This window comes from Variovorax pasteuri, from assembly GCF_051216435.1.
Lineage (GTDB): Bacteria > Pseudomonadota > Gammaproteobacteria > Burkholderiales > Burkholderiaceae_C > Variovorax.
Genome location: NZ_JBPJZS010000008.1, coordinates 163,329 through 177,840 on the forward strand (window position 1 = coordinate 163,329; position 14,512 = coordinate 177,840).

General features: G+C 69.2%; 12 protein-coding genes. 5 read left to right on the forward strand and 7 right to left on the reverse strand.

All coding sequences use genetic code 11. The annotated features are described in order from the left end of the window. Positions 1-150 precede the first annotated feature (150 nt). From ACSFBM_RS25725 to ACSFBM_RS25735, 3 genes are all read right to left on the reverse strand, one after another. On the reverse strand, positions 151-420 hold the full coding sequence (locus ACSFBM_RS25725) for a hypothetical protein (protein WP_435486934.1): 270 nt from the start codon (positions 418-420) through the stop codon (positions 151-153). 424 nt (positions 421-844) lie between these two features. Next, a complete protein-coding gene (locus tag ACSFBM_RS25730; RefSeq protein WP_435486935.1) occupies positions 845-2,266 on the reverse strand; it encodes a sensor histidine kinase in 1,422 nt (473 codons plus the stop codon). After that, entirely contained in the window at positions 2,259-2,972 is a 714-nt protein-coding gene (locus ACSFBM_RS25735) for a response regulator transcription factor (protein ID WP_435486936.1), read from the reverse strand. The genes ACSFBM_RS25730 and ACSFBM_RS25735 overlap by 8 nt, the downstream gene beginning before the upstream one ends. A gap of 239 nt (positions 2,973-3,211) precedes the next feature. Here ACSFBM_RS25735 and ACSFBM_RS25740 point away from each other — a divergent pair, with 239 nt between their 5' ends. From ACSFBM_RS25740 to ACSFBM_RS25760, 5 genes are read left to right on the forward strand one after another with little or no spacing between them, the layout of a single operon-like run. Then, positions 3,212-4,369, forward strand: coding sequence for an efflux RND transporter periplasmic adaptor subunit (locus ACSFBM_RS25740; RefSeq protein WP_435486937.1), 1,158 nt, complete (start codon positions 3,212-3,214; stop codon positions 4,367-4,369). Continuing rightward, positions 4,362-7,457 (forward strand): efflux RND transporter permease subunit, encoded by a 3,096-nt coding sequence (locus ACSFBM_RS25745; protein ID WP_435486938.1) that lies wholly within the window; start codon positions 4,362-4,364, stop codon positions 7,455-7,457. The genes ACSFBM_RS25740 and ACSFBM_RS25745 overlap by 8 nt, the downstream gene beginning before the upstream one ends. A gap of 22 nt (positions 7,458-7,479) precedes the next feature. Further along, positions 7,480-8,979 (forward strand): efflux transporter outer membrane subunit, encoded by a 1,500-nt coding sequence (locus ACSFBM_RS25750; protein WP_435486939.1) that lies wholly within the window; start codon positions 7,480-7,482, stop codon positions 8,977-8,979. Continuing rightward, complete coding sequence (locus ACSFBM_RS25755) at positions 8,976-9,359, forward strand: RidA family protein (protein ID WP_435486940.1); 384 nt, start codon at positions 8,976-8,978, stop codon at positions 9,357-9,359. The genes ACSFBM_RS25750 and ACSFBM_RS25755 overlap by 4 nt, the downstream gene beginning before the upstream one ends. Continuing rightward, entirely contained in the window at positions 9,356-9,721 is a 366-nt protein-coding gene (locus tag ACSFBM_RS25760; RefSeq protein WP_435486941.1) for a hypothetical protein, read from the forward strand. The genes ACSFBM_RS25755 and ACSFBM_RS25760 overlap by 4 nt, the downstream gene beginning before the upstream one ends. Here the strand turns inward: ACSFBM_RS25760 and ACSFBM_RS25765 are convergent. From ACSFBM_RS25765 to ACSFBM_RS25780, 4 genes are all read right to left on the reverse strand, one after another. After that, positions 9,685-10,758, reverse strand: a complete 1,074-nt coding sequence (locus tag ACSFBM_RS25765) for a patatin-like phospholipase domain-containing protein (RefSeq protein ID WP_435486942.1) — start codon at positions 10,756-10,758, stop codon at positions 9,685-9,687. The genes ACSFBM_RS25760 and ACSFBM_RS25765 overlap by 37 nt on opposite strands. Further along, positions 10,755-11,027 (reverse strand): type II toxin-antitoxin system Phd/YefM family antitoxin, encoded by a 273-nt coding sequence (locus tag ACSFBM_RS25770; protein ID WP_435486943.1) that lies wholly within the window; start codon positions 11,025-11,027, stop codon positions 10,755-10,757. The genes ACSFBM_RS25765 and ACSFBM_RS25770 overlap by 4 nt, the downstream gene beginning before the upstream one ends. Before the next feature lie 89 nt (positions 11,028-11,116). Continuing rightward, a complete protein-coding gene (locus tag ACSFBM_RS25775; RefSeq protein ID WP_435486944.1) occupies positions 11,117-13,492 on the reverse strand; it encodes a Tex family protein in 2,376 nt (791 codons plus the stop codon). Between the two features lie 79 nt (positions 13,493-13,571). Next, on the reverse strand, positions 13,572-14,498 hold the full coding sequence (locus ACSFBM_RS25780) for a sensor histidine kinase (protein WP_435486945.1): 927 nt from the start codon (positions 14,496-14,498) through the stop codon (positions 13,572-13,574). Positions 14,499-14,512: the final 14 nt, after the last annotated feature.

Genomic DNA, 14,512 nt, shown 5'->3' on the forward strand with positions numbered 1-14,512 from the left:
GAATGGATCGGGGCATTCTCGAAGTGCGGGGTTGGGGGGCGGTCAGGGTTTGCCCGTGCTGTTCTTGTCGCCGTTGTTCCTTGCGCTGCTGTTCAGGCGAATCGCCGCTCTCCAGACGGGCCGCGAAATCCGCGGCCCGCAGACCGGCCGCTAACTGCCGGTCTCAGGCGTTGCGCGCCGCGCCTTCTCACTCGCCTGAAACAGTTCTGCCGCCTTGCGCGCCAGCTCAGCCGCAAGCCACAGCAGGTTGTCCAGCTGTCGAGGCCCGCTGCCGCCGCACCAGTCGATGTCTTCCCCGTGGCAGACCCACAGGAGCGCTTCGAGTTGAGAGAGGGTTTTTTCGAGAAGATCGGCCGGGTCTTGGGCGTTGTCTTCGGAAGCTACCGGCGTGCGAGGCCGGGCTATAGTCTTGGTAGCCATTTTTGTGCGGTCCTTTAGAGGGTGTTGCACCGATTTGGTTAGACGGTCGGGGTGTTCCTGCACCCCGGCCGTCGCCTTTGATACCTCGCATACGTATCGATGCTTTCGCACCGACAACCTGCCGCGAGGCAAGCAGCCTTCCAGAATTTCAGTGGCTGTGTGTGTGGCGCCCTTCCGTGTTCCCTTGTTGGGTTGTTGAGTGACAGGGGCATTCACTTTAGAGAAGAGCTCAGCGACTGGCCGTTCCGCAGGGCACGAAAGTCTCGGCAACCGCCAACAAATACAGCTTCTGCAATACGCCGCGTGCAGGCGTCTTGGGCGCTGTGCCAGCGTTTACACAAGGCCACATTCGCTCCCGCATCGTCGGCGTCAGCGTCGCGCTGAACAAGAACCCTGAAAAAACGCTCTCGGCAACGAAGCACGCTCACCGCGCCAGCGGCAAGCGCATGTCGAAGCGCGCACCGCCGCCGCTTTCGTTCGCCGCCTCGATGCGCCCGCCGTGCGCATGCACCACGGCCTGCGACAGCGCCAGGCCCAAGCCGAGGCCCGGCGTCTTCTCGTCCGAGCGCGCGGTGGCGCCGCGGTAGAAGCGCTCGAACAGGTGCGGGAGTTCGTCGCCGCGAATGCCGGGGCCGCGGTCCGACACGCTGATGACGGCCTCGTTCGCTTCCACGTCCGCGCGCAGGCTCACGCGCACCGTGGTGCCGGCCGGCGAGAACTTGAGCGCGTTGTCCAGCAGGTTGGCCAGCGCCAGGCTCGCCGCACCGCGTGCCACCCGTGCGGCCACGGGCGGTGCGGGCGCCAGCAGCAGCTCCAGCCGCCGCTCCCTGGCCATCGGCTCCAGCCGCCGAACGGCCTCTTCCGCGAGCACGTTCAACGACACGGTCTCCGCCGCGTCGCGCTCCTGACCCGCATCGAGCCGTGCCAGCACCAGCAGTTCTTCGACCAGCAGCGTGAGCGACTCCACCTCCTCCAGCGAGGAATGCAGCGTCTCCACATAGGCGGCCGGCTCGCGCGGCCGGCGCAGGGCCAGCTCCAGCTCGGTGCGCAGGCGCGACAGCGGCGAGCGCAGCTCGTGCGACGCATCGGAGGTGAAGCGCCGCTGCGCCTCCATGCCGTGCTCGATGCGCGCCAGCATGTCGTTGAGGGTGTCGACCAGCCGGCCGATCTCGTCGTTCGTTCCGGGGTGCGGCAGCCGCTCTCCGAGGTTCGCGTCGCCGATGCGGTGCGCCTGCAGCACCACGTCGTCGATGGCGCCGAAGGCGCGCCGCGTGATCAATGCACCCGCCGCACCCAGCGCCAGCAGCAACGCACCGCCAAGAATGACGAAGAGCACGCTGGCCATGGCCACGGTGCGGTTCACGTCGTCGAGCGAGCCTGCGACCTGCACGGCCAGCAAGGTGCCCTTGCCCGATGCGCCTTGCGGCACCGGCACCGACACCATGCGCGTGGGCTCCTCGCCGAAGCCGTCGAGCGTTTCGAACACGGTCTCGCCTGCGGCGAGCCGCTCGCGCAGCACCGGGGGAATGGGCAACTGCGCCTCGCCCAGGTTGGCGCTGCGCGCCAGCACGTCGCCTTGCGCATCGACGATCTGCACCAGCCGGTCCAGACGCACGAACGACGGCGCGCCGGGCCCGGGCGGGGCCTCGTGCACGATCACGGTGTCGCCCTCGCCGGCCGACAGCAGCATGCCCAGCTCGGTTTCGGCCAGCGCGAGCAGCGCCGCGTCGAGCTCGCGGTGCACGTTGCGCGCAAACACCAGGTACGAGCCGAAGGCGGCGATGGCCATCACCACCACGATCGCGCTGACGTGGGCCAGCGCCAGCCGCTTGCGAAAGCTAAGCATGCACTGCCATGCCGCCGGGGCCGCCGCTGTTCTCGTCGGCCACGGCCAGCCTGAAGCCGCGCCCGCGCACGGTCTGGATCAGCGGCGCGTGCGGCGGCGCATCGACCTTGCGGCGCAGGTTGCCGATGTGCACGTCGATCAGGTTGTCGATGGCGATCAGGTCGTCCTTCCACACCTGCTCGGCCAGGCGCGAGCGGCTCACCACCTCGCCCACGTGGCGCAGCAATATCTGCAGGATGGCGAACTCCTTGTGCGTCAGCTCCAGCACCGTGCCGCCGCGCAGCACACGCTGGCTCAGGGGGTCCAGGCTCAGGTCGGCCAGCGACAGCACCACGGGCCGCATGATCTCCGAGCGCCGCAGCAAGGCGCGCACGCGCGCCAGCAGTTCGTCGAAGGCGAAGGGCTTGGTCAGGTAGTCGTCGGCGCCGGTGTTCAGGCCGGCCACGCGGTCGCTCAGCGCGTCGCGGGCGGTGAGCATCAGCACGGGCGTCTTGCAGCCGCGCTGGCGCAGGTCGCGGCACAGCGTCAGGCCGTCCTTGCCGGGCAGCATCCAGTCGAGCACGATGAGGTCGTAGGCGATGACGAAGGCTTCCTCGTCGCCCTCTTCGGCCGTGTGCACCACGTCGACCACGAAGCCCTCTTCCTGCAGCCCGCGCGCGAGCAGCCGCGCGGCCTTGCGGTCGTCTTCGATCAGCAGAATTCTCATGGCGCGGATCATGCCGCGTCTTCCTGACTGCAGGCCGTTGCCGGCATGCCGCACAGGGCGCACCCGCCGCACCGGCCGATCCTGAAGAAATCTTCAGGATTTCTTGGGCGCTTCTTCAGGCACTTTTTTCTACCCTCCCCGGCAGGGGACGGGAGCGGATCGAGGGCACGGAAAGGCATTCCGTGCGCGGCGCGCCTGTCCAGCTACTGACCCGCTCGCTTGAGATGGAGCCCGAGATGATGAAGAAGAAAAAATCCCTGTACCAGGTCACCAACGCCCGCATCTTTTTCGGCGTGCTGACCTGCGCGGCGCTGTGCGTCGACTCGTTCGACAACACGGCCCATGCCGCCACTACGGTGGCCGCCGCCCCCGCGCCGATGCTCGTGCGCCAGGGCAACCGCCTGAGCGTGCCCGCCGGCTCCCCGCTGCGCGACCGGCTGCTGGTGGCCACGGTGGGCCAGCAGACCTCGCCGCACGACGTGAGCCTGCCGGCCACGGTGGAGGCCAACCCGGCCAACACCGTCAACATCCTGCCGCCGCTGACGGGCAAGCTGCTCGAGCTGAAGGTGCGCCTGGGCGACAGCGTGAAGCGCGGGCAGGTGCTGGCCACCATGAGCGCGCCCGACCTGGCGCAGGCCGTGGCCGATGCGCAAAAGGCGCGCGATGCACTCGACCTGGCGCAGCGCGCCCTGGTGCGTGCGCGCGGCGTGAACGAGGCCGGCTCCAACGCGGCCAAGGATGTGGAAGCCGCGCAGAGCAGCGTCGCTCAGCAGACGGCGGAGCTGCGCCGCAGCGAGGCGCGGCTGCGCAGCCTGGGCGCGGACGGCACCGGGAGTGCCGCTGGCCAGGTGCTGAAGATCGTCGCGCCCATGGCCGGCACCGTGACGGCCCTGAACGCCGCCGCGGGCGCCAACCTGAACGACGCCAACGCAGCGCTCATGACCGTCTCGAACCTCGATTCGGTCTGGGTCACGGTGAACGTGCCCGAGAGCGTGGTGGGCGCGGTGGCGCCCGGGCAGAACGCGGTGGTCACGCTGGCGGCCTACCCGGGGCGCAGCTTCAGCGGCAAGGTGGGCTTCGTGAGCGCGGTGCTCGACGCGGACACGCGCCGCGCGCGCGCGCGCATCGTGTTCGCCAACCCCGAGGGCCTGTTCAAGCCCAACATGTACGCCACCGCGGTGCTCGGCGTGCCGCAGGCGGCGCAGGCGCAGGTGCCGGCCTCGGCGCTGCTGATGAACAACGACAGCGTGAGCGTGTTCGTGGAGGCCGAACCCTGGACCTTCGTGCGCCGCATGGTGGAGCTGGGCCGCGAGGACGGCGACAGCGTGCGCATCCGCAGCGGCCTGGCCGCGGGCGAGCGCGTGGTGGTGCGTGGCGGTGTGCTGCTGAATGATTAATCTCATCATCACCCAGTTCTTTCGCCGCAGGCACCTGGCCTGGGCGATGTCGATCGCGCTGGTGCTGTTCGGCGCCTGGTCGTGGACGCAGATGACGGTCGAGGCGTATCCCGACCTCGGCGACGTGACGGTGCAGGTCACCACGCAGGTCAACGGCCTGGCCGCGGAAGAGATCGAGCAGCAGATCACCACGCCGCTGGAGCGCGCGCTGAGCAACACGCCGGGGCTGGCATCCATACGCTCGAGCAGCACCTTCGGGCTGTCGCTGATCAACCTGAGCTTCAAGGACGGCACCGACGACTACTTCGCGCGCCAGCGCGTGACCGAGCGCATCGGGCAGGTCACGCTGCCTTCGGGCGCCCAGCCGGGCCTGGGGCCGGTCGCGGGGCCGGCGGGCGAGATCTACCGCTACACGCTGGAGTCGGACACCAAGAACCTCATGGAGCTGTCGGAGCTGCAGCGCTGGAAGGTGATTCCCGCGCTCAAGCAGGTGGCCGGTGTGGTCGACATCAACAACTTCGGCGGCTTCACCAAGGAGTTCCAGCTGGAGCTGGACCCGGCGCGGCTGCAGAAATACGGGCTGGTGCTCAACGACGTGGTCACCGCCATCAACAACAACAGCGCCAACGCGGGCGGCGGGCGCATTGCGCGCGGCGACCAGAGCTACGTGGTGCGCGGCATCGGGCAGATCCACACGCTGGACGACCTGGGCACGGTGGTGGTGGCGCAGAACGGCGGCTCGCCGGTGCTGGTGCGCGACCTGGGGCAGCTGCAGTTCGGCCACCAGGAGCGCGGCGGCATCCTGGGCAAGGACACCAACCCCGACACCATCGAAGGCATCGTGCTGATGTTGAAGTACGAGAACCCCTCGCGCGTGCTCGAAGGCGTGCACAGGAAAATCGACGAACTGCAGGCCGAGCTCGCGCCCATGGGCGTGAAGATCGTGCCCTACATCGACCGCGACGACCTGGTGAAGCTCACGGTCGACAAGGTGACGCACACGGTGCTCGAAGGCATGGCGCTGGTGTGCTTCGTGCTCATTCTTTTCCTGGGCAGCCCGCGCAGCGCGGTGGTGGCGGCGGTGGCCATTCCGATGTCGCTGGTCACGGTGTTCATCGTGATGCACTTCACGCGCATGCCGGCCAACCTGTTCTCGCTGGGCGCGATCGACTTCGGCATCATCGTGGACGGGGCCATCGTGGTGATGGAGGCCATTCTTCGGCGGCGCGAGGAAGAGCCCAACGCCACGCTCACCGAGGGCAACATCCTCGAAACCGTGAGCCATGTGTCGGGGCCGATCTTCTTCGCCACGCTGATCATCATCACGGCGTACTTTCCGCTCTTTGCCTTCGAGCGCGCCGAGGGCAAGCTGTTCAAGCCGATGGCCTTCACCGTGGGCTACGCGCTGGTGGGCGCCCTGCTGTGCGCGCTCACGCTCATTCCGAGCCTGGCCTACGTGGCGCTGCGCAAGCCGAGCAAGCCCTTCGTCAACAAGCCGCTGGTGTGGCTCACGGGGGCGTACCGCCGCGTGCTTGGCCGGTTGCTGAACACGCCGTCCATCGCCTACGCCCTGAGCGCCGTGGCGCTGGCTGCGGTGGTGGTGCTCGGCGCCACGGCCGGGCGCGAGTTCTTGCCCGACATCGACGAAGGCGCGCTGTGGCTGCAGGTGCAGTTGCCCTCGGGCCTGTCGCTGGACAAGGCCAGCGAGATGGCGACCGAGATGCGGCATGTGCTGCTCGAGTACCCCGAGGTGTCCTACGTGGTGACGCAGCTGGGCCGCAACGACGACGGCACCGACCCGTGGACGCCTTCGCACATGGAAGTGCCCGTGGGCCTGAAGCCCTACAGCGAGTGGCCGGCGGGCGTGAACAAGGCCGCCTTCGTGCGCACGCTCACCGAGCGCTTCGCGCGCATGCCGGGCTTCGACGTGGGCATCAGCCAGCCGATCATCGACGGCGTGAACGACGCCGTGGGCGGCGCGCACAGCCCGCTGGTGCTGCGCATCTACGGCGACGACCTCAAGGAAAGCCGCCGCATCGGCAACCAGATCGTCGAGCTGCTGGGCACGGTGCGCGGCACGGCGTCGGCGTCGCTGTTCCAGGAGCCGCCGATCCCGCAGGTGGTGATCGCGCTGAACCGCGAGGCGGCGGCGCGCTTCGGGGTGAATGCGAACGACGTGGCCAACCTCATCCAGACCGGCATCGGCGGCGCGCCGGTGATCACGGTGTACGCGGGCAACCGCACCTACAACGTGTCGGTGAAGATGCCCAGGAGCGCCAAGGGCAACACCGAGGCCATCGGCGCGCTGCTGCTCAACAGCTCCAGCGGCGCGAAGGTGCCGCTCGCGCAGGTGGCCGACATCCGGCTGCAGACCGGCGAAAGCACCATCTCGCACGAGATGAACGAGCGGCAGATCACCGTGCGGGTGGACAACCGCGACCGCGACCTGGCCTCCTACCTCGACGAAGCCCGGGACCGGATCGCCAAGGAAGTGAAGTTCGACCCGGCGAAGTTCCGGCTGCAGTGGGCGGGCCAGTTCGAGAACCAGCAGCGCGCGCAGTCGCGCCTGGGCATTTCGCTGGCCATCGTGGTCTGCATCATGGCGGTGCTGCTGTTCTTCCAGTTCGGCAAGATCCGCCAGGTGGCGCTGATCCTGGGCGTGGTGCCGATGGCCACGCTGGGCGGGCTGATCGCGGTGCACGTGGCGGGCGAGACGCTGAACGTGGCCACGGCCGTGGGCTTCATCGCGCTGTTCGGCGTGTCGATACAGAACGGGATCATCATGGTCGCGAACTTCCGCCGCGTGCGGGGCGAGGGGTTGGCGCTGCAGGCGTCGGTGCTCGAAGGCGCGGCCGAGCGGCTGCGCCCGGTGCTGATGACGGCCACGGTGGCCTCGGTCGGCATGCTGCCGGCCGCGCTGGCCACCGGCGTGGGCACCGACGTGCAGCGCGGACTGGCTACGGTGGTGGTGGGCGGGCTGGTGGTGTCGACGCTGCTGACGCTGTTCATCTTGCCGACGCTGTTTTTCGCGCTCGAACGGTTCTTCGAGCGCAAGGGCTGGGGTGCGCGCTCCCGGCGTGACCGGTGAGAAGGCGCGGGAGACAGACACCATGAAGAAAACAAGTCTTGCAACCCCCATGGCGGCAGCGATGGCGCTGCTGCTGGGCGGTTGCGCGGTCGGGCCCGACTATGTGCGCCCGCCGCTGAACCTGCCGAGCGGGTACACCGCCGCGCCCCCCGAGCCCACGCAGGCCGAGGGCGTGCCCCTGCCGCGCCTGTCGCCCGAGCTCGACGTGCCGGCCCAGTGGTGGCAGGCCTTCCGCTCGGAGCCGCTGAACGCGCTGATCGTGCAGAGCCTGGCGGGCAACCCGAACATCGAGGCGGCCGACGCCGCGCTGCGCGTGGCGCAGGAGAACGAGGCCGCCGACCGCGCCGCCTTCTGGCCCAGCGTGGCGGTGGGCTATTCGCCCACGCGGCAGCGCGTGGCGGGTGCGGTCGCGAGCCCGGTGTCGTCGAACGCCAACCTCTACACGCTGCACACGGCGCAGGTGACCGTGTCGTACACGCCCGACGTGTTCGGCGCCACGCGCCGGCAGGTCGAGGGCGCGCAGGCGCAGACCGAGCAGCAGCGCTTTCAGACCCTGGCCGCGAAGCTCTCGCTGAGCAGCAACGTGGTGGCCGCGGCGATCACCGAGGCTTCGCTGCGCGCCCAGCAGCGCGCCACGCAGGCCATCGTCGCGGACCAGAAGGAGGTGCTGCAGGCCTACCGCAAGCAGCAGCAGCTGGGCCAGGTGGCGCTGGCCGACGTCGATGCGCAGGAGGCCTCGCTGGCCGCCACCGAGGCCACGCTGCCGCCGCTGGACAAGCAACTGGCGCAGCAGCGCAACCTGCTCGCCACGCTGGCGGGCCGCTACCCCAGTGAAGGCGTGGCGGCGCATTTCGAGCTCGATGCCTTGCAACTGCCTGCGGAACTGCCGCTGACGCTGCCGTCCACGTTGGTGGAGCACCGGCCCGACGTGCGCGCGGCCGAAGCGCAATTGCAGGCCGCGAGCGCCGCCATCGGCGTGGCCGTGGCGGCCCGGCTGCCCAACGTGACGCTGGGCGTGAACTACGGCTCGTCGGCGTACACGCTGTCGCAGCTGTTCAAGTCGTCCTCGCTGTTCTGGACCCTGGCGGCCAGCGTGACGCAGCCGGTGTTCGACGGCGGCGCGCTCAGGCACAAGGAGGCCGCCGCGCGCGCCTCGTTCGACCAGGCCGCCGCGCAATACCGCGCCACGGTGCTGGGCGCGTTCCAGGACGTGGCCAACACGCTGGAAGCCATCGCCGCCGACACGCGCACGCTGCAGGCCGCCGTGACGGCGGAGCGCACCGCGTCGCAAAGCCTGGCGCGCACACGCACGCAGGTGCGGCTGGGCGACGCCAGCGCGCTGTCGCTGCGCGTGGCGCAGCAGGCCCAGCAGCAGGCGCAGCTCAACCTGGTGCAGGCACGCGCGCTGCGGCTGACGGATGCGGCCGCCCTCTTCCAGGCCCTGGGCGGCGGCTGGTGGAACGCAGCGCCGGCGCAGCTCGCCGATTCATCCCGCACACAACAAGAACCGGCACAGCCATGAACATCCTTCGCCACGAAATGGGCCCCCGCTTCAGCGAGATGGTGACCGTCGACCTGGGCAACGCCCGCCTGCTGTACCTGTCGGGCCAGGTGGCGGAGAACCCGTCGCTGGACATCACGGGGCAGACGCGTGAGATCCTGCACCAGATCGACCACATGCTCGCCACCCAGGGCGCGACCAAACACGACCTGGTGAGCGTGACGATCTACCTGCGCACCGTGGGCGACTACGCGGCCATGAACTCGGTGTGGGACGAATGGGTACCCCAGGGCCACACGCCCGCGCGCGCCACGGTGGGCGCGAAGCTCATCGATTCGGAGTACCGCGTGGAGATCCAGGCCACGGCAGCCATCGGGCCGGCGGCTGGAGCTCTGCCGTGAGGTCCGCCGGCCGGGCCGCCGTGCTGTGGGCGCTGGCGCTGGGCGGCTGCACGGCCTTCGACGCGCATTCCTTCGATCATTCCGCCGGCTGGCGCGCCGCGCAGGTCGTGGCGGTGGGCCGGGCCGCCGACCTGGCCGGCACCGTCGATCGCGACTGCGGCGCGCCGGGCGGCGGAAGCGCCCCCTACGCCGTCGTGCGCTACCGCAACGGCGGCGTTCACACCCGCTCGCTGGGCACGGCGCGCCTGCCCGCGGGCGCCGAACTCAGGCTCGGCGACGAGGTGCATGTGAACATCCTCGATTGCGCAGCGCCGCTGGTGGCGGCTCAGAGCGGCAGCAGTTCGGGCACGCCGTCGCGCTGAAGCCAGGCCTCGAACTCGTCGGACAGACGCTGCGCCTCGCGCGTGGCCCGATCCCAGGCCGCGATGCGCGCCTGCGCGTCGTGGGCGAAGTGAATGAAGTCCTTGCGGTCGGGCAGCTTGCCGTTGGGCAGCGAGCGCACCCAGTCGGGGTCGGGCGCCAGCACCACCATGCGGTCGAGGAAGCCGGTGGATTTGTGGCGCCAGCGCAGGCCCTTGTCGAGCCAGCCCGGCACCACGGCCTGCTGGAAGTGCGGGTAGAGCACGATGCCTTCGTCCGCGGGCTGGTAGTCCAGGTGCAGGTGGTAGTCGGTGATGCCGCCGTCCCAGTAGGCGCCGCGCGGCGCGCCCGGAATGTCATGCACGGCCGCCAGCAGGAACGGAATGGAACACGAGGCCTGCAGCACCATGTTGAAGTTGGCCTCGCTCAGCGCATGCTGGCGCGTGCGCAGGTCGCGCGTGCCGAAAGGCAGCGCCGCGCCGGGCGTGGAGAACACGCAGCGTTCCAGCCAGACGCCCAGGCTCTTGCGGTGCAGGCTGTTGGTGGCAAAGGCACCCAGGTAGCCGACCGGCGTGCGCGCCCTGCCCTCGCGCCCGAGGATGTGGCGCCCGCGCGAGGTCACCACGTGCAGGCGGTAGCGCGGGTGGTTCAGCACCTCGGCAATGCGCCCGCCGTAGAAGTCTTCGAGCCCTTGGGCGAACTGGTCGCTGAGCTGACGCGGGCTGAGCCGCTTCTGCCCGGAAGGCATTTCGAACTGCTGGTGCACATAGTCGTGCTCGAAGCGCCGGAACGCCGCCTCGGGGTCGGACAGGCAGGCCGTCGAAAGCCGCCACGCGCCGATGGACGCGCCCACCAGGTGCACCGGCTGGCTCGCCTGCGCGAGCCAGCGCCCGAAGATGAACCGGTCGAGCGGCCCGAGGATCAGGCCCTTGGGCCCGCCTGCCGCGCCGGGGACGGTGCGCACGTCCTGCGGGCGCAGGCCGTGCTGTTCGATGTGCTTGCGGGCCGCGGGGCCGGCGTAGATGCGCAGGGCTTTCATGCCTGGGTCGACTTCAAGGCCCATAAAGCGCGGCGCTCACACGCAACACCTCTGGAAGGAACGAGAAATTCGGTGCGAGCGCCCGCTGAAAGCAACAGGTCCTTGAGCGATGGCTTGCTACTTGCCTGAAGTTCTAACCATTCGCCAGCCGGCACGAGCACAGCGACCACGGCACCACGCTCGGTCAGGGCCTGCGGGCCTTCGGTCCGGCAAGTATCCAGAATCTCGTTGAACTGCGCCTTTGCATTTCGCACTGACCAGGATTTCATGGCAGTCGCTCTATCAGACTGGTTTGTGACGGTTCAACGCTCGTACGGCCTGCCTGCGGCATCGAGCCCTGATGCCGCCAACCGATCTGCTACTTGCGCAACCCCTGCAACTTGGCAAACGCGCTGGCCATCTGCCCCGCCGGCTGCGGCGAGTTGTCGCGCCGTCCTTGCTGCTGCTGGCCGCGCCCCACACCTTCGAAGCGGTTGTCGCGTGGCCCGTCGCGCCGTGCCGGGGCCGCATCGAGCTTCATCGACAGCCCGATGCGCTTGCGCGCCACGTCCACTTCCATCACCTTGACCTTGACGATGTCGCCGGTCTTGACGACCTCGCGCGCGTCGGTCACGAACTTGTGGCTCAGCTGGCTCACGTGGACCAGGCCGTCCTGGTGCACGCCCAGGTCGATGAAGGCGCCGAACTGGGCCACGTTGCTCACGGTGCCCTCGAGGATCATGCCCTCGACCAGGTCCTTGATGTCGTCCACGCCGTCGTTGAAGCGCGCCACCTTGAAGTCGGGGCGCGGGTCGCGGCCGGGCTTTTCCAGCTCGCCCAGGATGTCCTTGACCGTGATGACGCCGAACTTCTCGTTGGCGAACAGCTCGGGCTTCAGGGTCTTGAGCATGTCGGCGCGGCCCATCAGCTCGGCGATGGGCTTGCCGGTCTTCACGATGATCTGCTCGACCAGCGGATAGGTTTCCGGGTGCACGCCGGTGATGTCCAGCGGGTCGGCGCCGCCGCGGATGCGCAGGAAACCCGCGCTCTGCTCGAAGGCCTTGGGGCCGAAGCCGCCCACGTCAAGCAGCTGCTTGCGGGTGGAGAACGCGCCGTTGGCTTCGCGCCAGCGCACCACCGCCTTGGCCACGCTGGCCGACAGGCCCGACACGCGCGACAGCAAAGGCACGCTGGCGGTGTTCAGGTCCACGCCCACCGAGTTCACGCAGTCTTCGACCACGGCCTGCAGGGTGCGCGCGAGTTCGCTCTGGTTCACGTCGTGCTGGTACTGGCCCACGCCGATGCTCTTGGGGTCGATCTTCACGAGTTCGGCCAGCGGGTCCTGCAGGCGGCGGGCAATGGAGGCGGCGCCGCGCAGGCTCACGTCCACGTCGGGCATTTCCTGCGAGGCGAATTCGCTGGCGGAGTACACCGAGGCGCCGGCCTCGCTCACCACGACCTTGTCGACCTTCATTTCAGGCGCACCGGCCTGTGCGGCCATTTTTTCGAGCAGCTTGATGAGGTCGGCGGCCAGCTTGTCGGTCTCGCGGCTGGCGGTGCCGTTGCCGATGGCGATCAGGTTCACGCCGTGCTTGGCGCACAGCTTGCCCAGCGTGTGCAGGGAGCCTTCCCAGTCCTTGCGCGGCTCGTGCGGGAACACGGTGGCGGTCTCGACCAGCTTGCCGGTGGCATCCACCACGGCCACCTTCACGCCGGTGCGGATGCCGGGGTCCAGGCCCATCACCACGCGCGGGCCGGCGGGTGCGGCCAGCAGCAGGTCGCGCAGGTTGTCTGCAAACACCTTGATGGCGACTTTTTCGGCCTCTTCGCGCAGGCGGGTGAACAGGTCGCGCTCGGTCGACAGGGCCAGCTTCACGCGCCAGGTCCAGGCCACGCATTTGCGCAGCAGGTCGTCCGACGGGCGCCCGGCATGGCTCCAGCCCAGGTGCAGCGCGATGCGGCCTTCGGCGATGCTGGGCTTGCCCGGCTCGGGCTCCACGGGCAGCACCAGCTTGGCGTCGAGGATGTCCAGCGCGCGGCCGCGGAACACGGCCAGCGCGCGGTGCGACGGTACGCGGCCGATGGGCTCGTCGTATTCGAAATAGTCGCGGAACTTGGCGACGTCGGCGTTGTTCTCGTCCTTGCCGGACATCAGGCTCGACTTGAGCAGGCCTTCGCTCCAGAGCCACTCGCGCAGGCCCTGCACCAACGCGGCGTCTTCGGCCCAGCGCTCGGAAAGGATGTCGCGCACACCGTCGAGCACCAGCGGGACGGTCGAAAAATCGGGGCCCGGCTTGCCGTCGTCCAGCGTGGTGGCGGGCTTCAGGAAGGCCTGCGCTTCGGCAGCGGGGTCCAGCGTGGGGCTGGCCAGCAGCTTGTCGGCCAGGGGTTCGATGCCGAATTCGCGGGCAATCTGGCCCTTGGTGCGGCGCTTCTGCTTGAACGGCAGGTACAGGTCTTCGAGTTCCTGCTTGGTCGGCGCGAATTCGATCGCGGCGCGCAGTTCGGGGGTGAGCTTGCCCTGCTCGTCGATGGCCTTGATCACCGCGCCGCGGCGGTCTTCGAGTTCGCGCAGGTAGGAAAGGCGGGCCTCCAGCTCGCGCAGCTGCACGTCGTCGAGGCCGTCGGTGACTTCCTTGCGGTAGCGGGCGATGAATGGAACCGTGGCGCCCCCGTCGAGCAGCTCGACGGCGGCCTTCACCTGATGCTCGCCGACCTTGATTTCGGCGGCGAGCTGGCGAATGATTTTCTGCATGCTTGAGCGCGTCCCTGGCAAAGCGCGGGAGTTTGCCATAGGCGCGCCTGCCCCCCGCCCGGGTGGCACGGCGCGCGTGTTACAGCATGCTTTCGGTCGCGGGCAGCACGCTGTGCGGCTCGCTGGCCGAGGCCTGGCACGGCACCACCAGCCGCACGCACAGGCCGTGCGGCTCGATGTCCATGATGGCCAGTTCGCCGCCGATGGCATCGGCCCGCGAACGCATGCTTCGCAGGCCCTTGCCCAGGCTCCCCGGCGCGCCGGCGGGAGTGCCCAGGCCGCGGCCGTTGTCGCGCACCTCGAGCACCAGCGAGCGCGCACGGTCCTGGGCGCCGACGCGCAACTCCACGCGGGTTGCGCGGGAATGGCGCAGCGCGTTGGACAGGGCTTCCTGCGCGACCCGGCAGACCTGCGTTGCCGTGTCGGGCCCCACCCTGCATTCCAGGCTTTCGGAGGCGATGTTCCATTCGAGCGTGATGCCCATGCGTTCGAATGCGGGCCGCAGCCGGTACCGCAGGTGCCCCAGCCGCTCGAAGACGGTGGCCTGGCTCTGGTCGTCCAGGTCGTCCACGGTCATCTGCAGTTCGAGCAGGCAGGCCTGCAGCGCCATCGAGAGCCCGTCGGAGTGGGCTGCCTTCGGGTCCTGGCTGGCCAGCAGGGCCAGCAACCGCGAGCCGACGCCGTCGTGCAGGTCGTTGGCGATGCGCCGGCGCTCGGCCATCACCGCCTGCACCTGCCGCCCCTGCGCGACGCGGCGCAGCGAGAAATAGCCGATGCTGACGATCATGCCCAGCACCACCAGGTTGACAGCCTGGAGCGCCCAGAACGCGAACGGCATGTCATGCGCCATGACGTTGATGGCCGCGTTGCCCCGGATCACCTGCGCCGCCACCGGTGTCAGGTGCAGCGCTCCGGCCAGGCCGGCCCACATCAGCACCCGCCGGTGCGAAGCGCGGTGCCGCAGCCAGGTCAGCAAGACGACCCAGGTTCCGATCGACAGCCACACATACTGGTCTTCCA